The organism is Aliiroseovarius conchicola, from assembly GCF_041403445.1.
Taxonomy (GTDB): Bacteria; Pseudomonadota; Alphaproteobacteria; order Rhodobacterales; family Rhodobacteraceae; genus Aliiroseovarius; species Aliiroseovarius conchicola.
In genome coordinates, this window is the sequence record NZ_JBGEHL010000003.1 from 43,032 (window position 1) to 64,287 (window position 21,256).

17 protein-coding genes are annotated in these 21,256 nt (G+C 57.0%); 10 read left to right on the plus strand and 7 right to left on the minus strand.

Annotated features, from left to right (window positions below; genetic code table 11):
* Window positions 1-9: 9 nt before the first annotated feature.
* The 5 genes from V6N04_RS05930 to V6N04_RS05950 all read left to right on the plus strand — a co-directional run bounded on the left by V6N04_RS05930 (window position 10) and on the right by V6N04_RS05950 (window position 6,247).
* Entirely contained in the window at window positions 10-1,785 is a 1,776-nt protein-coding gene (locus V6N04_RS05930) for an acyl-CoA dehydrogenase C-terminal domain-containing protein (RefSeq protein ID WP_371169218.1), read from the plus strand.
* A gap of 22 nt (window positions 1,786-1,807) precedes the next feature.
* Complete coding sequence (locus V6N04_RS05935; RefSeq protein ID WP_247034294.1) at window positions 1,808-2,020, plus strand: hypothetical protein; 213 nt, start codon at window positions 1,808-1,810, stop codon at window positions 2,018-2,020.
* A 148-nt stretch (window positions 2,021-2,168) separates the two neighbouring features.
* Window positions 2,169-2,804, plus strand: coding sequence for a glutathione S-transferase family protein (locus V6N04_RS05940; RefSeq protein WP_371169219.1), 636 nt, complete (start codon window positions 2,169-2,171; stop codon window positions 2,802-2,804).
* Window positions 2,805-2,821: 17 nt separating this feature from the next.
* Window positions 2,822-4,027: an acetyl-CoA C-acetyltransferase gene (locus tag V6N04_RS05945; protein ID WP_371169220.1), complete on the plus strand. Its 1,206-nt coding sequence runs from the start codon at window positions 2,822-2,824 to the stop codon at window positions 4,025-4,027.
* A gap of 15 nt (window positions 4,028-4,042) precedes the next feature.
* A complete protein-coding gene (locus tag V6N04_RS05950; RefSeq protein WP_371169221.1) occupies window positions 4,043-6,247 on the plus strand; it encodes a 3-hydroxyacyl-CoA dehydrogenase NAD-binding domain-containing protein in 2,205 nt (734 codons plus the stop codon).
* 126 nt (window positions 6,248-6,373) lie between these two features.
* Here the strand turns inward: V6N04_RS05950 and V6N04_RS05955 are convergent, their stop codons facing one another.
* Together V6N04_RS05955 and V6N04_RS05960 are read right to left on the minus strand one after the other, a co-directional pair.
* Window positions 6,374-7,021 (minus strand): sulfotransferase family 2 domain-containing protein, encoded by a 648-nt coding sequence (locus V6N04_RS05955; RefSeq protein ID WP_371169222.1) that lies wholly within the window; start codon window positions 7,019-7,021, stop codon window positions 6,374-6,376.
* A gap of 20 nt (window positions 7,022-7,041) precedes the next feature.
* Window positions 7,042-7,947 (minus strand): DMT family transporter, encoded by a 906-nt coding sequence (locus V6N04_RS05960; RefSeq protein ID WP_371169223.1) that lies wholly within the window; start codon window positions 7,945-7,947, stop codon window positions 7,042-7,044.
* 118 nt (window positions 7,948-8,065) lie between these two features.
* On the opposite strand from V6N04_RS05960, the gene V6N04_RS05965 reads away from it, so the two are divergent.
* Both V6N04_RS05965 and V6N04_RS05970 read left to right on the plus strand, forming a co-directional pair.
* Window positions 8,066-9,712 (plus strand): AMP-binding protein, encoded by a 1,647-nt coding sequence (locus V6N04_RS05965; protein ID WP_371169224.1) that lies wholly within the window; start codon window positions 8,066-8,068, stop codon window positions 9,710-9,712.
* Window positions 9,713-9,795: 83 nt separating this feature from the next.
* Window positions 9,796-10,812, plus strand: coding sequence for a hypothetical protein (locus tag V6N04_RS05970; RefSeq protein ID WP_371169225.1), 1,017 nt, complete (start codon window positions 9,796-9,798; stop codon window positions 10,810-10,812).
* A 49-nt stretch (window positions 10,813-10,861) separates the two neighbouring features.
* On the opposite strand, the gene upp is transcribed toward V6N04_RS05970, so the two are convergent.
* The 4 genes from upp to cdd are packed head-to-tail and all read right to left on the minus strand — an operon-like array spanning window position 10,862 to window position 14,079.
* Window positions 10,862-11,494, minus strand: coding sequence for a uracil phosphoribosyltransferase (upp, locus tag V6N04_RS05975; protein WP_371169226.1), 633 nt, complete (start codon window positions 11,492-11,494; stop codon window positions 10,862-10,864).
* Window position 11,495: 1 nt separating this feature from the next.
* Window positions 11,496-12,479 (minus strand): adenosine deaminase, encoded by a 984-nt coding sequence (locus V6N04_RS05980; RefSeq protein WP_371169227.1) that lies wholly within the window; start codon window positions 12,477-12,479, stop codon window positions 11,496-11,498.
* Window positions 12,476-13,690, minus strand: coding sequence for a phosphopentomutase (locus tag V6N04_RS05985; protein WP_371169228.1), 1,215 nt, complete (start codon window positions 13,688-13,690; stop codon window positions 12,476-12,478). Before V6N04_RS05985 ends, V6N04_RS05980 begins: the two co-directional genes overlap by 4 nt.
* Window positions 13,687-14,079: a cytidine deaminase gene (cdd, locus tag V6N04_RS05990; RefSeq protein WP_371169229.1), complete on the minus strand. Its 393-nt coding sequence runs from the start codon at window positions 14,077-14,079 to the stop codon at window positions 13,687-13,689. The genes V6N04_RS05985 and cdd overlap by 4 nt, the downstream gene beginning before the upstream one ends.
* A 206-nt stretch (window positions 14,080-14,285) precedes the next feature.
* On the opposite strand from cdd, the gene V6N04_RS05995 reads away from it, so the two are divergent.
* The 3 genes from V6N04_RS05995 to V6N04_RS06005 all read left to right on the plus strand — a co-directional run bounded on the left by V6N04_RS05995 (window position 14,286) and on the right by V6N04_RS06005 (window position 20,412).
* Complete coding sequence (locus tag V6N04_RS05995) at window positions 14,286-16,559, plus strand: NADP-dependent malic enzyme (protein ID WP_371169230.1); 2,274 nt, start codon at window positions 14,286-14,288, stop codon at window positions 16,557-16,559.
* A 228-nt stretch (window positions 16,560-16,787) separates the two neighbouring features.
* Window positions 16,788-18,677 (plus strand): propionyl-CoA synthetase, encoded by a 1,890-nt coding sequence (locus V6N04_RS06000; RefSeq protein ID WP_371169231.1) that lies wholly within the window; start codon window positions 16,788-16,790, stop codon window positions 18,675-18,677.
* Window positions 18,678-18,942: 265 nt separating this feature from the next.
* A complete protein-coding gene (locus V6N04_RS06005; protein ID WP_371169640.1) occupies window positions 18,943-20,412 on the plus strand; it encodes a sigma-54-dependent transcriptional regulator in 1,470 nt (489 codons plus the stop codon).
* A gap of 45 nt (window positions 20,413-20,457) precedes the next feature.
* On the opposite strand, the gene V6N04_RS06010 is transcribed toward V6N04_RS06005, so the two are convergent.
* Window positions 20,458-21,219 (minus strand): NAD kinase, encoded by a 762-nt coding sequence (locus tag V6N04_RS06010; protein ID WP_371169232.1) that lies wholly within the window; start codon window positions 21,217-21,219, stop codon window positions 20,458-20,460.
* Between the last annotated feature and the right edge of the window lie 37 nt (window positions 21,220-21,256).

Genomic DNA, 21,256 nt, shown 5'->3' on the forward strand with positions numbered 1-21,256 from the left:
ACGACCTCTATGCCCAGCTACACCGCTCCGACCAAGGACATGGCCTTCCTCCTGCATGAAGTGCTTAAGGCAGACCAATCAGACATTCCCGGCTACGACGAACTGGAACCCGATTTCACCGGGGCAGTTCTGGAAGAAGCGGGCAAGGTGGCCAGCGAAGTGCTGACCCCTCTGAATGTGGTCGGAGACCAAGAGGGCTGTCGTCTGGAAAATGGTGTGGTCTACACACCAACCGGCTTCAAAGCAGCATTTGAACAGATGAAAGAAGGTGGCTGGACCGGGCTGGACATGCCCGAGGAATTCGGCGGCCAGAACATGCCAGTCCTTCTGGGCACAGCCGTGGGCGAGATGTTCTCGGCGGCGAACCAAGCCTTTACTATGTATCAAGGACTGACCCACGGCGCGGCCTCGGCCATTCTGGCGCACGGCACGGATGATCAAAAGGCAACCTATCTGCCCAAGATGGTCAGCTGCGAATGGACCGGCACCATGAACCTGACCGAACCGCATTGCGGTACTGATTTGGGCCTTATGCGCACCAAGGCCGAGCCTCAGGACGATGGGTCGTACAAGGTGTCCGGCCAGAAGATCTTCATCTCGGCTGGTGACCATGACATGTCCGACAACGTCATTCACCTCGTGCTGGCAAAAATTCCCGGCGGGCCAGAGGGTATCAAAGGTGTCTCACTGTTCATCGTCCCCAAGTTCAATGTGAACGAAGATGGGTCTGTAGGCTCACGCAATGGCGTGTCCGTTGGAAATATCGAACATAAGATGGGTATCCACGGAAACTCGACCTGTGTCATGAACTATGACGAGGCAACCGGCTATCTGCTGGGCGATCTGCACAAAGGCATGCGCGCCATGTTCACCATGATGAACGAAGCGCGTCTTGGCGTTGCGATGCAGGGCTTGGCGCAAGCCGAGGCTGCATACCAAAACGCCGTAATCTATGCCAAAGACCGTCTGCAAGGGCGCGACGTGACCGGTGCTAAGAACCCCGAGGGTCCAGCTGATCCGTTGATCGTGCACCCTGATATCCGTCGCTCGTTGATGGATCAGAAAAGCTTCGTCGAAGGCGCGCGCGGTTTCCTGCTATGGGGCGCTCAGCTGATCGACCAAGCCCACCGTGCAGATGATAAAGACGCCGACGGGCTGATCAGCCTGATGACGCCCGTCCTCAAAGGGTTCCTGACAGATCAGGGCTACGATATGACCGTGCTGGCGCAGCAAATATATGGCGGCCACGGCTATATCGAAGAACATGGCATGAGTCAGTTCACACGCGACGCCCGTATCACTCAGATCTATGAAGGCGCCAACGGTGTTCAGGCGCTCGATCTTGTGGGTCGCAAGCTGGCTGCAGACGGCGGCAAGCCAATTATGGCGTTCTTTGAATTGGTCAAGTCCTACTGCAAAGAGCAAGGCGATGATGAGGCGATGAAAGACTTCATCGAACCGCTTAAAACCGCATCCAAGCACCTTCAAGCGGCATCCATGTTCTTCATGCAAAATGGTATGAAAAACCCCAACCATGCGCTGGCGGGCAGCTATGACTTCATGCACCAGTTTGGCCATGTGTGCCTTGGCCTAGTATGGGCGCAACAGGCACGCGCGGCATTGGACGCTCTTGAAAACGGTGCGGATGACGCCACGTTCTACGAGACCAAGCTCGCGACCGCGCGCTACTATATGGCACGTCGCCTGCCTGCCACCGGGATGCATCTGGCTCGTATCGAAAGCGGTGCCGACACCGTCATGGCGCTGGACGCAGAAGCGTTCTGATCTGACCACGTAAGGAGAGACAATGCCAAAACGCTTCAAACTGACCCGCCGCTTCCCCTGCGCAATGACAGAGGATGGTTATCGTCGGCTGAGGCGTTTTGCAAAAGAGGCGGGGCTTGATGAAGGCGAAGCCCTATCCTTTCTCTTTGAACATTTTGACAGCGTCACGGATCAAGAGAACCTGACGGCGCGCTTGCGTCTGTTCAACTCTGAACTGGACGCGCGAAAACGCTAGATTCACCGCCGGCGGCAACGAAAGGAGCCTCCGGCGGGGATATTTCCGGAAAGAAAATAGGCGGAACACCTCCATTTTCTTTCCTAAAATATCCCTGGGAGTTTGAGGGCAGCGCCCTCAATCACCACATATCGACTGGGAGGGTCATATGACAATCAAGCTTTATTGCTTCGGAGAAAGCGGCAACGCCTACAAGGCCGCGCTGACACTTGAGTTGTCTGAACTCGCTTGGGAGCCCATCTTTGTCGATTTCTTTAACGGAGAAACCCGCACGCCTGAGTTTCGTGAACTAAACCCTATGGGTGAAGTTCCGGTCATGATTGATGGCGACATCACGCTTTCGCAATCTGGGGTCATTCAGGACTATGTGTCCTCGAAATCTGGGAAACTGGGTGGGCGCAGCGCGGCGGAGCGTCGGGAAATTCTGCGTTGGCAGTTTTGGGACAATCACAAGCTATCCAGCCCCGCTGGCATGACCCGTTTTTTGGTGAACTTCCTACCAGAAGACAAACGCCCACAAGAGGCGATCGCTTTTACCCAAGGCCGACTGAACACTGCTTACAAAACGTTAGAGAGCGAACTAACTGGCCGCAACTGGCTGGTCGGCGACGCGATCACAATCGCTGACATCTCGTGCTGTAGCTACCTTTTCTACACTGAACCATTCGGCTTTGACCGCGCCGAGTGGCCCGCAATCGACGCCTGGTTGACCCGTATCTCGGAAACACCCGGCTGGAAACACCCCTATGACCTGATGCCCGGTTCCCCTGCGGACCGCGCGTGATCTCGAAAGGATTAACGATGACCGACGCCTATATTTATGACGCTGTGCGCACGCCGCGCGGCAAAGGCAAGAAAGACGGAACTTTGCATGAAGTGACGGCGGTGCGCCTGTCAGCGCTTGCATTGAACGCGCTGAAAGAACGCAACAACCTTGAAGGCCATGCTGTCGAGGACGTGATCTGGGGCAATGTGACCCAAGTGGGCGAACAAGGCGCATGTTTGGCCCGTTCCTCGGTACTGTATTCCGATCTGGATGAACGTATTCCAGGCGTCTCGATCAACCGCTTTTGCGCCTCAGGTCTGGAAGCCGTAAACATGGCCGCCAACCAAGTCAAAGGCGGTGCAGGCGACGCTTACATCGCTGGCGGTGTGGAAAGCATGAGCCGTGTGCCGATGGGCATGGATGGTGGCGCAATTGCCGCCGACCCGCATCTTGCGATGAAAGCTTATTTCGTGCCGCAGGGTATCTCGGCCGACATCATCGCCACCGAATATGGCTTTAGCCGCGATGATTGCGACGCCTACGCAGTCGAAAGTCAGAAACGCGCGGCAGCAGCCCGCGCCGATGGCCGGTTTAAGGCCATTGTGCCGGTGATGGATCAAAACGGCCTTGAGATTATGGCTGAGGATCAGATGATCCGCGAGACCACCATGCAAACACTTGGTGGCCTGAACCCGTCTTTCAAAGCGATGGGCGAGGCGATGCCGGGCTTCGATGCCGTGGCCTTGTTGAAGTACCCACACTTAGAAAAGATCAATCACGTTCACCACGCCGGCAACTCGTCTGGCATCGCGGATGGCTCGGCAGCCATCCTGATCGGCAACAAAGAATTCGGCGAACGTCACGGGATCAAACCTCGGGCGCGGGTCCGTGCGACCTCGAAAGTTGGTACTGATCCGACGATCATGTTGACCGGCCCGGTCCCCGCGACCGAGCGTGTGCTGCAAGCCGCTGGCATGGATTTCGGCGACATCGACCTGTTCGAAGTCAACGAAGCTTTCGCCTCGGTTGTTCTGCGGTTCATCCAAGCGTTTGACGCCGACACCAACAAGGTGAACGTCAACGGTGGCGCCATTGCTATGGGTCACCCGCTGGGCGGCACCGGCGCGATGATCCTGAGCGCTCTCTTGGACGAAATGGAGCGTTCCGACAAAGAAACCGGACTGGCCACGCTTTGCATCGGCTCGGGCATGGGCGCTGCAACCATCATTGAACGCGTGTAAGAAGGAGACGTTATAATGGCTGATTTTCACTATTCCGTGGACGCCGATGGCGTCGCAACTATTGCCTGGGACGTTCCGGGCAAATCCATGAACGTGCTGTCCTATGCTGCACTGCGCGAGCTGGATGGACATATCGACACCGTATTGGCAGACGATGCCGTGAAGGGTGCAATCATCACGTCCACGAAAAAGGATTTCGCTGGCGGGATGGACCTGAACGTCATCGCTCAGATGAAGAACGATGCGGGCGACAACCCCGCCAAAGGCCTGTTCGACGGTGTCATGGGCATGCACGGCGTGCTGCGTAAAATCGAGCGTGCAGGCATGGATGCCAAAACCAACAAAGGCGGCAAACCGATTGTCGCCGCCCTGCCCGGCATCGCGCTTGGCATCGGCCTCGAAATCCCGCTGTCCTGCCACCGCATCATTGCCGCCGACAATCCCAAGGCCAAGATCGGTCTGCCAGAGATTATGGTCGGCATCTTCCCCGGCGCCGGCGGTACCACCCGTCTTGTACGCAAGATGGGCGCGATGGCGGCTGCTCCGTTCCTGTTGGAAGGCAAGACCGTCTCGCCTGACAAAGCCAAGGCCGCTGGCCTGATTGACGAGGTTGTCCCAGCGGATGAACTGCAAGCCCGCGCGAAAGAGTGGGTTTTGAACGCCACCGACGCGGACATCGTGAAACCGTGGGACGCCAAAGGCTACAAAATGCCTGGCGGCGCGCCCTATCACCCCGCTGGTTTCCAGACTTTCGTAGGCGCGGCCGCGATGATCCATGGCAAGACAAATGGCGTCTATCCAGCAGCAAAAGCTCTTTTGGCTGCTGTCTATGAAGGTGCGATGGTGCCTTTTGACGACGCGCTGCGCGTGGAATGCCGTTGGTTCGTGAACGTGCTGATGAACCCGTCATCCAGCGCCATGATCCGCTCGCTGTTCATCAACAAGCAGGCCTTGGAAAAAGGCGCTGTGCGTCCCAAGGACGTTGACGACCAGTCGGTCAAGAAGGTCGGCGTTTTGGGCGCGGGCATGATGGGCGCGGGCATCGCGCTTGTGTCTGCCATGGCTGGGATGGAGGTCGTTCTGATCGACCAGACCCAAGAAGCGGCTGATCGCGGCAAGTCTTATTCAGAGGGTTATCTGGACAAAGGCATCGCCCGCAAGAAAGCCACGCTTGAGAAGAAAGAGGCTGTGCTGTCCGCCATCACCGCAACCACCGATCTGGAGGCGCTCAAAGGTGCGGACCTGATCATCGAAGCGGTGTTTGAAGACGTGGGCGTGAAGGCTGAAATGACCAAGAAGGTCGAGGCCGTCGTGGGTGAAGATTGCATCTACGCCACCAACACCTCGACCCTGCCGATCACCGAGTTGGCGAAAGCCTCGGCACGCCCGGATCAGTTCATTGGCATCCACTTCTTCAGCCCGGTCGAACGCATGATGTTAGTCGAGATCATCAAGGGCAAAGAGACCGGCGGTCGTGCGGTGGCCAAAGCACTCGATTATGTGCGCCAGATCCGCAAAACGCCCATCGTTGTCAACGACGCGCGCTTCTTCTACTGCAACCGCTGCATCATTCCTTACATCAACGAAGGTATGCGCATGGTTGGCGAGGGCGTCAGCCCCGCGCTGGTCGAAGGGGCTGCGAAACTGCTGGGCTTCCCGGTCGGACCGCTGCAACTGGTCGACGAGACCTCGATTGATCTGGGTGTGAAGATCGCCAAGGCCACGAAAGCGGCGATGGGCAACGACTACCCGGACGAAGCTGTCGACGACATCATCTTCTGGATGGCCGACGAAGGCCGTTTGGGCCGCAAGTCAAACGCAGGTTTCTATAACTACGACGACAAGGGAAAGCGGACCGGTTTGTGGGAAGGGCTTGGCGACAAGTTCCAACTGGCCGACGATCAGCCTGACCTAAGCGAAGTGAAACATCGTCTGATGATGAGCCAGGTTCTTGAAGCCGTCCGCGCGCTGGAAGAAGGCGTGTTGGAAGACATCCGCGAAGGCGACGTCGGCGCGATACTGGCCTGGGGCTTTGCACCTTGGTCGGGCGGTCCGTTTAGCTGGCTGGACATGATCGGCGCAGGCAAGGCGGCCCAGATCTGCGATGGCCTAACCGAAGCCCACGGCGCGAGGTTTACAACGCCCGCCCTTCTGCGCGATCTGGCTGACAAAGGCGATACGTTCTACGGCCGCTTCGACAGCGCCCAAGACGCAGCCTGATCAAAACCACAAAGCAGCCCAAGAACTTCCTTGGGCTGCTCCTCACCCCCAAGTTTTTTTCTTGTCACAAATATCCTGGGGTGAATACGCGCAAGCGCAGAGGGGCGACGCCCCTCCCTTTTCAATTCAGAACTGATACGAAAACCGTTTGATGTCTCGCGAACAGATATCAGCAAGCAACGCGGCATCGTCGTCGTTATAATAACTCCGATATTCCGCCTGTCGCTCGGACCGGTTCTCATGCGGCATTGGGCCTAAAGAAAATCCCAAATGTGCCTCGAACGGCGCAAGATCAGCCGGCAATTTCTCCATCCGGGCAAACAGATCACAACGCTCCTGCCCGGTTTGATCCATCACATATGACCCGAACGGCGAGGCCGCAAAGCTATCAATTGTGTGCTGATGGTTCAGAAATTCCGAGAACGTCAGCGCGTGCGCCAGATCGACAGCCGGATGATCGAAATGCTGGGCTTTAAGCCAATGGTAATAGCTGACCATCCGATCCCACGGATTGCGAACGAGCGTGACGACGAAATAGTCCTCGATCTGTTCTTGCGTAACCAACCCATATATATCGCGAAGCTTCGAGTGCTTCCACAACCGGCCCGACGTCTTCACATGCTTCATCCGCTTGCGCCGCTTAACCGCTTTGGGCGTGTCGCCCAGCATGATGTCATCCTTCATCGCGCGCGCCTCAAGCGCCAGCGCCAGCGACGTCCCTCCGGTTTTAGGGGGATGAATAAAGATATAACGGCGCCCATGCGAAATGATCATATGGCGACCTTAGCGGGAAATCAGGCCGGGCGCGAGCGCAGCGAGATAACGATGCCAGACACCACGATCAGCGCCATCCCAAGGATGGCTTGGGGCGGGATCGGTTGCCCAAACAGCACAAAGCTCCAACCCGCCGCGAAAGCCAGAAGCGAGTATTCATAGATGGCGACCTGTGCGGCGTCCCCAAGCTGGTAACCTTTGAACACCAATCCGACAGCGACCAATGACCCGACGGCCTGAAGCACAGTCAGCCCGAACCCGAGTGGCGTGGGCCACACGAGACCACGCAACAAGAAACCCTCTGACCCGGCAGGAACATCAAAAGCCCAGACCGTGGTGACGATTGTGCCAATCAGCCCAAACAGCCCGAGCGCCAGAAAGAAATAGAGCAACATCGACATTGCACTTTCGCCTTCACACCACTCGCGTGTTGCGATCCCCCCGATAGCATAGAAAAAACCGGCAGTCATGGGCACGAGGGCAATCAGGTTCACACCGTTTTCAAACGGGTTCAGTACGATCAGAACGCCCAGGAACCCGATCAGCGCTGCGCTGAGCCGCGTCAGGCCAACGCGCTGACCCAGAAACAGAGCTGAAATCAACATGACCCAAATCGGCGCAGTGAATAGTCCCGCCGCCACCTGTCCAATCGGAAGAAAACCGAGACAGCCGAAATAGATCAGCATAGCAAAAGCCGCGAACCCTCCGCGCACCGCAACCGCCCATTGTCGTTTGGGCCGAAGTTGAGCCCGCCCTGCCATTGCCAGAGCGCCCAAAACACCTACGGCCATGACGGTGCGCATCAGGTGAAACTGCCAAAGCCCCAAATCCTGTGCAAGCATCGCGACAAAGTTATCCAAAAAGCCGAGCAAGAACATCGCAAGGCAGATCACACCTGCCGCTTGAAGGGTTCTGTTGCCCGCCATGTCGTTTTCCGCCCGCAAATTACGTTTTCAAGGCATTGACCATGCCGCACCCGGTCTGGTCTGCTCTGACAACGACATACACGACATAAAAGTCGGGACAAGACAGGGAGTGACGCTGATGGGCTGGATGGCTGACGAAACCGGGTTGGAGAAATGCGCGGCCAACTTTGTGCCGTTAACACCTCTGTCCCATCTAAGGCGCGCCGCTCGGGTTTTTCCTAATCGCGAAGCTCTCGTCTATGGGTCGCGCAGACTGACCTACGCGACGTATTATGAACGAGTGACGCGGCTTGCCTCGGCGTTGAACAAGACGGGTATCAAGCCCGGTGAGGTGGTCGCCACACTATTGCCCAACGTTCTGGCCCATGTTGAGGCCAGTTTCGGCATCCCCGCCTGTGGTGCGGTTTTGAACACGATAAACACGCGGCTGGATGTCGATACCGTCGCCTATATCTTCGCACATGGTGAGGCACGCATCGTACTTGTCGATACGCAACTTCTGCCGCTTGCAGAAGCGGCAATTGGCCAGATGAAGGCAGAGGGCGCAACGGTCACGCCAAAAATTATCGAGGTCGCAGACCCAGAGGCTGATTTCCCCGCCACAGGCACCTACAAAGAATACGAAGACCTGTTGGGCGAAGGCGATCCCGGCTTCGAGTGGATCATGCCCGAAGACGAATGGGAAAGCCTTGCGCTGAACTACACCTCTGGCACCACGGGGCGACCGAAAGGCGTGGTCTGTCACCACCGTGGCGCTTATCTGATGACGATGGGCACGCCGGTTAGTTGGGGAATGACGCTCTATCCGCGCTATCTGACGATTGTGCCGCTGTTTCATTGCAACAACTGGAACCATTCTTGGATGATGCCGCTGCTTGGTGGCACGATCATTTGCTGCCGCGATGTGACGCCAAAAGCGGTCTATGACGCGATTGCGGACGAAGGCGTCACGCATTTCGGCGGCGCGCCCATCGTTCTGAACATGATCGTGAACGCCCCCGAAGACACCCGCCGCCCCTTCGAACATGTGGTTGAGGTGTTCACCGCAGGCGCGCCCCCACCGGCCGCAACACTGGCAGCAGTCGAGCCGTTGGGGTTCAACGTCACGCAGGTCTATGGCCTGACGGAAACCTACGGCCACGTGACAGAATGCCTGTGGAACGGACCGGACTGGGACGATCTTTCGCAAGACGAAAAGGCCTCAAAAAAAGCGCGCACCGGGGTGGCCATGCCGCAGATGGAAGACATCACGGTTCTGGACACAGACAGCATGGATCAAGTGGCAATGAACGGCGAAGCGATTGGCGAGATTATGATCCGTGGCAACTCTGTCATGAAAGGGTATCTGAAAAACCCCGAGGCCACGCGAGAGGCGTTTGCTGGTGGGTATTTCCACTCAGGCGACATCGCTCACCAAACACCGGACGGCTATATCCGTATCACCGACCGTGCCAAGGATATCATCATCTCGGGCGGTGAAAACGTCAGCTCGGTCGAGGTTGAGGGCGTGTTGATGCACCATCCCGCCGTCAGCCTGTGCGCCGTGGTCGCCAAGCCAGATGACAAATGGGGCGAAGTGCCGTGCGCATTCGTTGAGCTTAAGGACGGAGAAACCGCCACCGAGGACGAGCTGATCGCCTTCGTACGCAGCCGTTTGGCAGGGTTCAAGACCCCGAAAATGGTGGAGTTTTGCGAGCTTCCCAAGACATCGACCGGGAAAATTCAGAAGTTCGAGCTGCGCCAAAGAATGCGTAATGAAGGCTAATCCGCCTCGTGCATTGCCCATTGGGTGTTGTGCGGGTATTCTGACGCCAACAACAATAACGAGCAGGCGAGACCCGTCCAAACATGACGGCCCTCACGAAATATGATCGGCTGGAAGCAGCCGGAATATGGCACGCTTCGCCTGATGCGCAGCGCAGGGATGTGCTATTGTCCCTTGGTGATGCCACGCTGACCATTGCAGATATGCAAGAAACCGCGCTGGCCCATTGGTCCCTGCCCGCGATTATTCGTCTTAATCCCACGGAACGTCCCGCAATCTATGCCCCCGGCGAAGATGCGGCCGAGAGGCTCGAGATCGACGACGAGACACTGATCAAAGCGATCGAGAAAGTGCGCCGCGTGGTCGAGCGACGGCGGCCACATCCCGGTCGGTTGCGCTATTGGGTCACCGCAGGCGTCTTCGCACTGCTGGTGGCGCTTGGGGTGTTTTGGATGCCAAACGCGTTGCGCAGCTATACGCTCTCTGTTGTGCCAGATCCAACGCGCGCCAGTATTGGACAACGTATCCTGAACCGGATTGGGCGTGTGGCAGGGCAACAATGTGACGCACGAACCGGACACGACGCGCTGGATCGTTTGGGTACCCGTGTGCTTGGTCCAGATGCGCCACGTATCATCGTGCTTTCCAGTGGTGTGCAAAAGGCAGCCCACCTGCCGGGCCATATCACCCTCTTGAACCGCGCTTTGATCGAGGATTACGAAGAGCCTGACGTCGTGGCGGGTTTTCTGTTGGCCGAAGACATGCGTCGACAGAGCATTGATCCGATGCGCGCTTTGCTGGAACACGCAGGCCTGCGAGCAACTGCACAGCTTTTGACCACAGGCGTGCTGCCTGATCATGTGATCGACAACTACGCGGAAGATGTGCTGACAGCGCGCCCTGCCCCCCTGTCAAACGACGTTATGCTTGCTCGGTTCAAGGCTGCCGGGCTTCGTACCACCCCCTATGCCTTCGCGCTCGACATCACGGGCGAAAGCACGCTGGATTTGATCGAGGCCGACCCCGTTCCCCTACTTGACGCCACACCTCTGTTGTCAGATGCAGATTGGGTCCGGTTACAAGGCATCTGTGGCGAATGAAAAAGGCGACCCAAAGGGCCGCCATTTCGCAAGTCTCAGCGATCTAATCTTACTTGGTGCCAAACATCCGGTCACCCGCATCCCCAAGTCCAGGGACAATGTAACCTTTTTCGTTTAGCTTTTCGTCCAGTGATGCCGTGATAATCGGCACATCCGGATGGGCTTCTTTCATGCGTGCAACACCTTCTGGGGCCGCCAACAGACACATGAAACGAATATTTTTCGCGCCTGCTTCTTTCAACAGATCAATGGCCGCGGCCGAGCTGTTGCCGGTCGCCAGCATTGGGTCCACCGCAATGACCAACCGGTCTTCAATCGCTTCAGGGACTTTGAAATAGTACTGAACCGGCTCAAGTGTTTCCTCGTCCCGATAAAGACCGACGAACCCGACACGCGCTGATGGGATCAGCTCCAACACGCCATCCAAAAGACCGTTCCCTGCCCGCAAGATCGACACGAGCGCCAGTTTGCGCCCCGCCAAGACTGGTGCATCCATGTCCTGCATCGGCGTCGTGATGCGCTTGTCTTCCATCGGCAATTCGCGTGTCACCTCATAGGCCAGTAGTTGGCTGATTTCGCGCAACAACTGTCGGAAATGATTGGTCGGCGTTTTCTGATCCCGCATCAGAGTCAGCTTGTGCTGAATAAGCGGGTGTTTCACGACGGTCAGATGATCGTACATCTCAGGCCTCCAGTAATTTGCGCACGCGGGCGCGGGTCGCATCGTCACAGAATGCCGCATCGGCGGCGGTAAGATTCAGCGCTTTGAAATCGCCTTCATCCCACCCAAATTGACGCGACAAATCTTCGTATTCTTTCACCATATCGGTGCGGAAAAAGGGTGGGTCATCGGTTGACACAGTCACCTTCACGCCACGCTCGCGCAGTTTGGCAATCGGGTGCGCGGCAAGGTCAGGATAGACACCCAGAAACACGTTGGAGCCGGGGCACACTTCAAGGGTGATGCCCTCCTCGACCAAGCGGTCGACCAGCGCCAAATCCTCAATCGCACGCACGCCGTGGCCTATGCGCTGCACCTTAAGATCATCAAGGGCTGCGCGGATTTCATCCGGCCCGTTCCACTCACCAGCATGGGTTGTCAACTGCAACCCAGCTTCGCGCGCCATGTCATAGGCATAGGCGAAATCGCCCTGCTTGCCGGACTTCTCGTCCCCGCCCATGCCAAAACCGGTGATGAAATCGCCAGCTGTCTGCTGCGCACAAATCGCTGTCTCACGCGCATTCTCTGGCCCGAAATGGCGTACGGCAGTCACAACGCCGCGCAAGATGATGCCGGTGTCTCGTTCGGCGGCAGAGGCGGCTTCCTGAATAGCGTGAAGATACTCGCGCCATGGGCCAACCTCGCGCCCACCACAGAAATCGGGCGAGATGAAAGTCTCAAGATAAACCACACCATCATTCGCTGCATTTTCCAAAATCGCGGTGGTCAGACGGGCGTAATCCTCGGGGCTTTTCAGAACCGATGTTGCGGCCTCGTAGACCTCTAGAAAATGCCAGAAATCGCGATATGCGTAACCGCCGTCTTCGGTGAAGATAGCCGAGAGATCGACGCCTTTTTCCTTCGCCAAGCTGCGAATGAAATCGGGCGGTGCTGCACCTTCGATATGTGTGTGCAGCTCTACCTTTGGCAATTCTCTGAAACTCATAGGAACGAAACCCCTGCCCCGCGTGTGTCTAATCCAAGATGCGCCGCCACGGACGCACCTATATCCGAAAATCCGCACACTCCGATTTCGTGTGCGCCCAAGCCAACACCAACAACCGGCACGCGTTCGCGTGTGTGGTCAGTGCCAACCCAGGTGGGGTCATTGCCGTGATCTGCGGTGAATAGCAACAGGTCTCCGTCACGCATTTTGGCAAAAAGTCGCGGAAGTTCAGCGTCAAACCATTCTAAAGCGCGGGCATAGCCCGAAACGTCGCGCCGGTGGCCGAATTTCGAGTCGAACTCGACGAAGTTTGCAAAGACCAAGTCACCGTCTTCGGCAGTGTCCATCGAGGCGATCAGATGCTCCATCAGATCGGCGTCCGTACCCTTTTTTAGCGTGTCGATGCCGCGATGGGCGAAGATGTCCCCAATCTTGCCGATGGCGTGAACCTTGCGCCCGGCGTCATGCACCCAATCGCATAAAGTCGGGCTGGGGGGCGTCATTGCGAAATCGCGCCGGTTGACGGTTCGCTTGAACCCTTTGGCCTCGGACCCAAGGAACGGGCGCGCGATTACACGGCCAACCTGCATCTCGTGCACCATTGGCGCAATCGCCTCGCAAAGCGCGATAAGACGATCCAGACCGAACATCTCTTCGTGTGCGGCGATCTGGATGACACTATCGACCGAAGTGTAAACAATCGGGCGACCCGTGCGCATGTGCTCTGGTCCCAGCTCTTCGAGAACGGCGGTCCCGGATGCGTGTTTGTCGCCCAGAACGCCATCTACGCCTGCAACCTCGCATATCTTCTGCGTCAACTCGGTCGGGAACGCGGGTTGAGTATCGGGGAAATAGCCCCAGTCCCACGGCACCGGGACGCCGGCGATTTCCCAGTGCCCAGATGGTGTATCCTTACCGTTTGAAACCTCCTGCGCCGCCCCCCACAATCCTTCGGGAATAGCGGTCAGACCCGGCGTTTCATCGCCGGACGCCAAGCGGATCGCGGCCCCTAGACCCAGCGCATCTAGGTTGGGCATCTTCAACGGACCAGTTCGTCCCTCGGACGCCCGCCCATCCGCACAAGCCTGCGCAATGTGGGCCAGCGTATTGGAACCTGTATCGGGCACGGTTTTGTCATTGAAGAATGCATCTGCATCGGGCGCTCCACCACAACCAGCGCTGTCCATCACGATTAGGAAGGCACGTGTCATGTGTTCTCCATATGCTCGGTGCCAAACGCGCCGGGCAGAAGCTCGGCCATCGTCATGGTCAGGCTCTCGCCGCCAAGCGTCATCATGGTGATCTTCGCATCTGCGCTGGTAAATTCGGCCAGTTTCTGACGGCAACCGCCGCAAGGTGTCACTGGCAACGGCGCGTCTGCGATCACAACCGCCTCGACCACATCGCGTTCACCTGCAACCGCCATCGCGGCAATAGCGCCAGCTTCGGCACACGTGCCTTCTGGATAGGCGACATTCTCGACGTTGCAGCCTGTGTAAACGGCACCAGAGGCACATTTCAGCGCTGCGCCCACTTTGAAATTCGAATACGGTGCATAGGCGTTTTCACGCGCCATCTTTGCTGCGTCCAACAGAGACATCGGACCTCCTGATCAGTCATGGTTCAGATATTCAAACACCGTGACGCGGCCAGCAGGCGGATGCAAGACCAAACCGCCCGAGTTGACGCGCGGGCCAATACCTGCGCTATCCTATGATTGCGCAAGCAGGCTTGATTGCCGATACCACCATCGTGTAAGCCAGTATCGCAGATAGTTTAACGTTAAACTTCCCGCAGGAGGGCACCTTGAGCGAAGACAATTACCCCCGCAAACGCGCATTGGATTACCATGAGTTTCCAAAACCCGGGAAGTTAGAGATACGCCCAACAAAACCAATGGCGAACGGTCGCGATCTTAGCCTTGCATACTCGCCTGGCGTTGCCGAAGCCTGCCTCGAAATCAAGAAAGATCCTTCTGTGGCAAGCAGATACACGGCTCGTGGCAACTTGGTCGCGGTGGTGTCGAACGGTACGGCGGTGCTGGGGCTGGGCAACATCGGCGCGCTGGCCTCAAAGCCGGTAATGGAGGGTAAGGCGGTCTTGTTTAAGAAGTTTGCCAACATCGATTGCTTTGACATTGAGCTGAATGAAAAAGACCCCGAAAAACTGGCCGAGATCGTATGCGCGATGGAGCCAAGCTTCGGTGCGATCAATCTTGAGGACATCAAAGCACCCGATTGTTTTATCGTTGAACAAATTTGTCGCGAGAAGATGAACATCCCGGTTTTCCACGATGATCAGCACGGAACGGCGATCGTTGTGGGGGCTGCGGCCACCAATGCGTTGAAGGTTGCCGGTAAGTCGTTTGACGAGATCAAGGTTGTGTCGACGGGCGGCGGGGCGGCCGGGATCGCCTGTCTGAACATGCTATTGAAGCTCGGCGTGAAGCGCGAAAACGTGTGGCTTTGCGATATCGACGGATTGGTTTACGACGGCCGCGAAACGGAAATGACACCTCAGAAGGCGGCTTATGCTCAGGGCAAATCCGCCGCCACGCTTGACGATGTCATTGATGGCGCTGATCTATTCCTCGGGCTATCTGGCCCAGGTGTTTTGAAGCCAGATATGGTCGCCAAGATGGCCAAACGGCCTATCGTATTCGCATTGGCCAACCCCACGCCAGAAATCATGCCAGACGAGGTGCGATCCGTCGCCCCCCACGCGATCATCGCGACAGGTCGTTCTGATTTTCCTAATCAAGTCAACAATGTACTCTGCTTTCCCTTCATCTTCCGCGGCGCGCTGGACGTCGGTGCGACCGAGATCAACGATGACATGCAATTGGGTTGTATCGATGGCATCGCTGCGCTGGCACGTGCCACAACTTCGGCCGAGGCGGCGGCGGCATATAAGGGCGAGCAACTCACTTTTGGGGCAGATTACCTGATCCCAAAACCATTTGATCCGCGCTTGATGGGCGTGGTTGCCAGCGCCGTTGCCAAAGCCGGGATGGAAAGCGGTGTAGCCACGAAACCTGTTGAAGACCTGACCGCCTATAAAGAAGCGCTGGACGAGTCCGTCTTCCGCTCTGCCCTGATCATGCGCCCGGTATTCGAGGCCGCGGCTACGGCCGCGCGTCGCATTGTATTTGCGGAGGGCGAAGATGAGCGTGTGCTGCGGGCCGCAAACGCGATGCTGGAAGAGACCACCGACGCCCCCATCCTGATCGGCCGCCCGGATGTGATCGAACTTCGGTGTAAGCGGGCCGGCCTGTCGATTACGCCCGGCAAAGATTTCCAGATCGTTAATCCGGAGCGGGACGATCGGTATCGCGACTATTGGGGTGCCTATCACCAGCTCATGGCGCGCAGCGGCACCACGCCCGATCTGGCGAAAGCCGTCTTGCGCACCAATACGACAGCGATTGGCGCAATCATGGTTCATCTTGCACAGGCCGACAGTCTGATCGCGGGCACATTCGGGCAATACTTATGGCACCTGAACTATATTCAGCAGATTTTAGGGAATGCGCAGCTTCACCCTGTGGGCGCACTTAGCCTGATGATCTTGCAAGACGGCCCGCTTTTCATCGCGGACACACATGTACACAACACGCCGACCTCGGAACAGATCGCAGAAACGGTCTGCGCAGCAGCGCGCCATGTACGTCGCTTTGGCGTCGACCCCAAGATCGCCATCTGTTCGTATTCGCAGTTTGGCAACCATGCTGGTGACAGTGGTCTGCGCGCGCGGGGGGCACTCGACATCCTAGACAGTAAGCCGCGCGACTTCGCCTATGAGGGCGAGATGCATGTGGACGCTGCTCTTGATGTCGAAGTGCGCAATCACATATTCCCCGGCGCGCGTTTTGACGGACCTGCGAATGTGCTTGTGTTCACCAATGCCGACGCAGCCAGCGCCGTGCGCAACACGCTGAAAGTCAAAGGTGGTGGGTTGGAAGTTGGCCCCATTCTTATGGGAATGGGCAACCGAGCGCACATCGTAACGCCCTCGATCACCGCGCGCGGGTTGCTGAATATGTCTGCTGTAGCTGGCACCCCGGTGGCGCATTACGGATAGGGCGAATCTTACCTCAGCATTTGCAATGTCGGGTTTGCAGATTTGCAAAAACGGTGATTGTCAAAATCGCGTGGCTTATTTTCAAGAGGTTTGCAAAAATTTGCAGCCCGTTTTGCGCGATGCTGCAAATGAATTAGGATAAACTGTCGCGCTACTGCTCAGGATGCTTGCCCTAGGGATAGGCTGAGGCGTAACAGGTGGACCCGAGGAAACTGGAGGATGTACACTATGGCATACAAAGATGTTTACGCCGCCTGGCAATCGGACCCCGAGAACTTTTGGATGAACGCCTCGCAGGCTATCAGCTGGGATCATAGGCCGTCCAAAGCGCTCTTTGATGAAAACGCACCGCTCTACGAATGGTTCGCGGATGGCATGGTGAACACTTGCTATAACGCGGTCGACCGCCATGTGGAAAATGGACGCGCTGATCAGGTCGCCATCATCTATGACAGCCCCATCACCGGGCAGCAGTCGAAGATAACATTTGCTGAATTACAAACTCGTGTTTCCAAAGTCGCCGGCGCATTGTTGGCGAAAGGTGTGGCCAAAGGGGATCGGGTGATCATCTATATGCCGATGGTCGCAGAAGCCCTGATCGCCATGCTGGCCGTAACCCGGATCGGGGCGGTGCACTCGGTCGTGTTTGGCGGATTTGCGGCCAACGAACTCGCCGTCCGTATTGATGATGCTACACCAAAGGCCGTGATCGCTGGTTCGTGCGGGATCGAACCGGGGCGTGTGATTGCCTATAAGCCCTTACTGGATGGCGCCATTGATTTGGCCATGCACAAACCGGATTTCACCATGATCCTGCAACGCGACGAATGCCTTGCTGATCTTATTCCGGGCCGCGATTATGACTGGACGGAGTTGGAGGCCGCAGCCGACCCCGCCCCATGCGTCCCGGTCGAAGGCAATCATCCAGCCTATATCCTTTATACCTCTGGCACGACCGGCCAACCCAAAGGTGTTATTCGCCATACCGGCGGGCATCTGGTGGCGCTGAACTGGACGATGAAGCACCTTTACAACGTCGACCCCGGCGATGTGTTTTGGGCCGCATCCGATGTGGGCTGGGTGGTGGGTCACAGCTACATCACCTATGGCCCGCTTATTCACGGCAACACCACCATCGTGTTCGAAGGTAAGCCCGTAGGCACGCCGGACGCGGGAACATTTTGGCGGGTAATATCGGAACATAATGTGAAAAGCTTTTTCACGGCCCCAACGGCGTTTCGAGCCGTGAAACGAGAGGACCCGAAAGGCGAGTTCGTCAAAAAATACGACCTATCCTGCCTAAAGCAGGTCTATCTGGCAGGCGAACGTGCCGACCCCGACACGATTACCTGGGCACAAACTCAATTGGGTGTCCCGGTGATTGATCACTGGTGGCAGACCGAAACCGGCTTCGCCATCGCCGCCAACCCAATTGGGATCGAAAAAATGCCGATAAAGCTTGGCAGCCCGTCGGTTCCGATGCCGGGTTTTGATGTGCAGATTCTTGATGAAGGGGGGCACGAGATGCCGACCGGAGAGTTGGGAGCGATCGCGATCAAGCTGCCTTTGCCCCCAGGCACGCTTCCCACGCTTTGGAACGCAGAGGAGCGATACAAATCGAGCTACCTCAACACCTTCCCCGGCTATTATGAAACGGGTGACGCGGGATATAAGGACGAAGACGGATACCTCTATATCATGGCGCGTACCGATGACGTGATCAACGTCGCGGGCCACCGTCTGTCGACTGGCGCGATGGAAGAAGTTCTGGCCAACCACCCCGACGTCGCTGAATGCGCGGTGATCGGCGTGTCCGACACACTGAAAGGCCAATTGCCGCTGGGTCTGATTTGCCTCAGCGCGGGTGTTGATCGACCACATACCGAGATCACCGCCGAATGTGTGAAACTGGTACGCGAAAAGATTGGGCCGGTGGCTGCGTTCAAACTTTGCGCCGTTGTTGACCGCCTACCCAAAACTCGCTCGGGCAAAATCCTGCGCGCGACCATGGTCTCCATCGCAGATGGGAAATCCTACAAAATGCCCGCAACGATCGACGACACCGCAATTCTGGATGAAATCCAGACCGCACTTCAGGACTTGGGATATGCCTCATAAGGCATCTCTGCATTGCCCGCGGCAGGTTTGACGGGGACCGCGGAACACGTGTCAGCGTGGTCGTAGTTGCCAGGATACCCGGTCGAAAGGCACTTCTCATGGCGCGCTAATGAACCGGGCGCATCCAAGCCTGTGCTTAAGACCTCTCCCAAACACGTATTGGGAGAGTTTTTTTGGCATTTCAAGTCGTATCGGGCTAGAACCATCTCAACAACGTTGCAAATGCAAATACCCTGATCTTATGGGAGTAAAGATCTTGGATAAGATGGTCGCAGAATGCACCGACCAGTCGACCGATGACCCACGGCATGACGATCAGACCAAGTCGCACGCTCTGTTGGTCACATCGGACGAGATGGCAGGCCAGTTTCCCGACCATGTTTTTGCGCGGCTCGGATGCTGTGTTGCTGTCGCCCACTCGGTTACCGAGGCAAAGGCTCTGGCTGACGCACAAGACTTCGATCTAGCGCTTTTGCCCTTGCAGGTGAACAATCGCAGCACGTTGTGGCTGATCGAGGAGTTGTTGAACAAAACTTCCAATTTGGGGGTCGTTGTTGTCTCTCAGAATGATCAGATCGATGACGCGGCTGAGGCGATGCGGCTGGGTGCCGAAGACTGTATATTCTTACCTTTCACCGAAAAACGACTGCATAAAACCGTCAGTGGTGTCCTACAAAAGGTACTTGGTCAAAACGCCGTCCGACCAAGACGGGACGTTCGACGCACCGCGCATCCCCATGCGCCCGCCATCCAACCCCCGACCCATGAAAAACGGCCAACACCCATCCCAGAGACCCGGCGTGGCCTGATCTTTTCTGACCCATCCACACAACCCGTCATTCGTGCTCTTAATAGTGTCAGAACAACGGGTGCACCGGTGTTCATTACCGGTGAGAGTGGTACGGGAAAAGAACGCCTCGCCCGCGTCATCCACGCGGAAGGTCCGCATGCACATGGGCCGTTTACATTGCTTGACTGCCCACGGCTCACGATCGAACGATTGGCTGACACGTTCTCGAAAGACCACTTCCCACAGAAAGACACAGTTGACGACCGCTTACCTGTAATGACGGTATATTTGGATCGGATCACGGAATGTAGTCTTGACGTGCAACGGCGGCTGCTCAGCCTATTGAACACCGTAAAAGACACAAGCCAACGCGAACTGGACGACCCCAGAGGTGGCCATAGGTTTATTTGCTCCTGCTCAGAAGACATCACCGCAGCCATTAAATCTGGGAGTTTCTTAAAAGAACTCTACTACCGGCTGAATGTGGTCCCCATCCATCTGCCCGCCCTGCGGGCGCGTGGAGCCGATATTGCCGCCATCGCCACCACATGGGTGACAGAGCTTTCGCAACGTAATGGGCGACGTTACCGATCGTTGTCCGTCGAAGCCACCCAGCGGCTGTCCGAGCACCATTGGCCTGGCAACATACGGCAGCTCGTGAATGTCATCCGCAATGTTGTGTTGCATCACGATGGCCCACAGGTCACCCACGACATGCTCCCCGCCAACCTGCTTTCGGAGCATCATCAACAACCGGCCGCAGACGGCGCTTCTAGTCAGGCATCTCTGGACACGTTGATTGGCAGGCCTCTTGCTGAAATTGAGCGGCTGATCATTGAACGAACCATCGAGATGCAAAACGGTTCTGTAACCCAGGCGGCTAAGGTGTTGGGGGTCTCACCGTCGACGCTCTACCGAAAACGGGATGCTTGGGATCGAGAATAGCCGGTCTGCCTGTTCGCAACGCCCCAAGGGGCCTGCCATGTCATGTCAGACAAACTGCTCCCGGATCAGCCGCTCTTCCAAGCCATGACCGGGATCAAACAGGATGCGGTGCTCAATATCGCCTTTCGACTTGATCTCGACCGAGACAACATTGCGCACGGAGCGGCTGTCAGCATCTGCCATTACAGGGCGCTTGTCATGCTCCAACACATCAAACCGCACCACCGCGCTTTTGGGCAGCAACGCCCCACGCCAGCGACGTGGCCGAAACGCGGCCATGGCCGTCAGGGCCAACACGTCTGAACCGATGGGAAGGATTGGGCCGTGCGCCGAATAGTTATAGGCCGTTGACCCTGCGGGTGTGCTAAGCAACGCGCCATCGCAAACCAGTTCAGGCAAACGCACCCGTCCGTCCACACTAATCTGAAGCTTCGCGGCCTGAGGGCCCGCCCGCAGAAGGCTTACTTCATTGATCGCCAGCGCCTTGTAGATTTTCCCGTCAACGCCTTCAGCCCGCATGGACAATGGGTTGATCACCTCTTCTACCGATGCGATGAGGCGCTCCACCAGATCATCTGGGGCGTATTCGTTCATCAAGAATCCGACTGTGCCGCAATTCATGCCGTAGACCGGGGCCGCTTGGCCCTGAGTATCGTGCAGGGTCTGCAACATGAATCCGTCGCCGCCCAACGCAACAATCACATCTGCTCTGTCCACATCAACTTCACCATAACGGGCCACCAGCTCCGTTTTCGCTTGCTGCGACATCTGCGTTTCGCTGGCGACAAATGCGATCTTGCGACTCATGCGCGGGTTTCCTGTTCATGACCCTTCGTTTCCGAAA

What these genes read in the sequence shown, in the direction of transcription:
- V6N04_RS05945 (WP_371169220.1), top strand. Translation starts at nt 2,822, where the DNA reads ATGACCGACGCCTATATTTATGACGCTGTGCGCACGCCGCGCGGCAAA.
- V6N04_RS05950 (WP_371169221.1), top strand. Translation starts at nt 4,043, where the DNA reads ATGGCTGATTTTCACTATTCCGTGGACGCCGATGGCGTCGCAACTATT.
- V6N04_RS05980 (WP_371169227.1), bottom strand. Translation starts at nt 12,479, where the DNA reads ATGAGTTTCAGAGAATTGCCAAAGGTAGAGCTGCACACACATATCGAA.
- V6N04_RS05965 (WP_371169224.1), top strand. Translation starts at nt 8,066, where the DNA reads ATGGGCTGGATGGCTGACGAAACCGGGTTGGAGAAATGCGCGGCCAAC.
- V6N04_RS05970 (WP_371169225.1), top strand. Translation starts at nt 9,796, where the DNA reads ATGACGGCCCTCACGAAATATGATCGGCTGGAAGCAGCCGGAATATGG.
- cdd (WP_371169229.1), bottom strand. Translation starts at nt 14,079, where the DNA reads ATGTCTCTGTTGGACGCAGCAAAGATGGCGCGTGAAAACGCCTATGCA.
- upp (WP_371169226.1), bottom strand. Translation starts at nt 11,494, where the DNA reads ATGTACGATCATCTGACCGTCGTGAAACACCCGCTTATTCAGCACAAG.
- V6N04_RS06000 (WP_371169231.1), top strand. Translation starts at nt 16,788, where the DNA reads ATGGCATACAAAGATGTTTACGCCGCCTGGCAATCGGACCCCGAGAAC.
- V6N04_RS05930 (WP_371169218.1), top strand. Translation starts at nt 10, where the DNA reads ATGCCCAGCTACACCGCTCCGACCAAGGACATGGCCTTCCTCCTGCAT.
- V6N04_RS05940 (WP_371169219.1), top strand. Translation starts at nt 2,169, where the DNA reads ATGACAATCAAGCTTTATTGCTTCGGAGAAAGCGGCAACGCCTACAAG.
- V6N04_RS05960 (WP_371169223.1), bottom strand. Translation starts at nt 7,947, where the DNA reads ATGGCGGGCAACAGAACCCTTCAAGCGGCAGGTGTGATCTGCCTTGCG.
- V6N04_RS05935 (WP_247034294.1), top strand. Translation starts at nt 1,808, where the DNA reads ATGCCAAAACGCTTCAAACTGACCCGCCGCTTCCCCTGCGCAATGACA.
- V6N04_RS06005 (WP_371169640.1), top strand. Translation starts at nt 18,943, where the DNA reads ATGGTCGCAGAATGCACCGACCAGTCGACCGATGACCCACGGCATGAC.
- V6N04_RS06010 (WP_371169232.1), bottom strand. Translation starts at nt 21,219, where the DNA reads ATGAGTCGCAAGATCGCATTTGTCGCCAGCGAAACGCAGATGTCGCAG.
- V6N04_RS05985 (WP_371169228.1), bottom strand. Translation starts at nt 13,690, where the DNA reads ATGACACGTGCCTTCCTAATCGTGATGGACAGCGCTGGTTGTGGTGGA.
- V6N04_RS05955 (WP_371169222.1), bottom strand. Translation starts at nt 7,021, where the DNA reads ATGATCATTTCGCATGGGCGCCGTTATATCTTTATTCATCCCCCTAAA.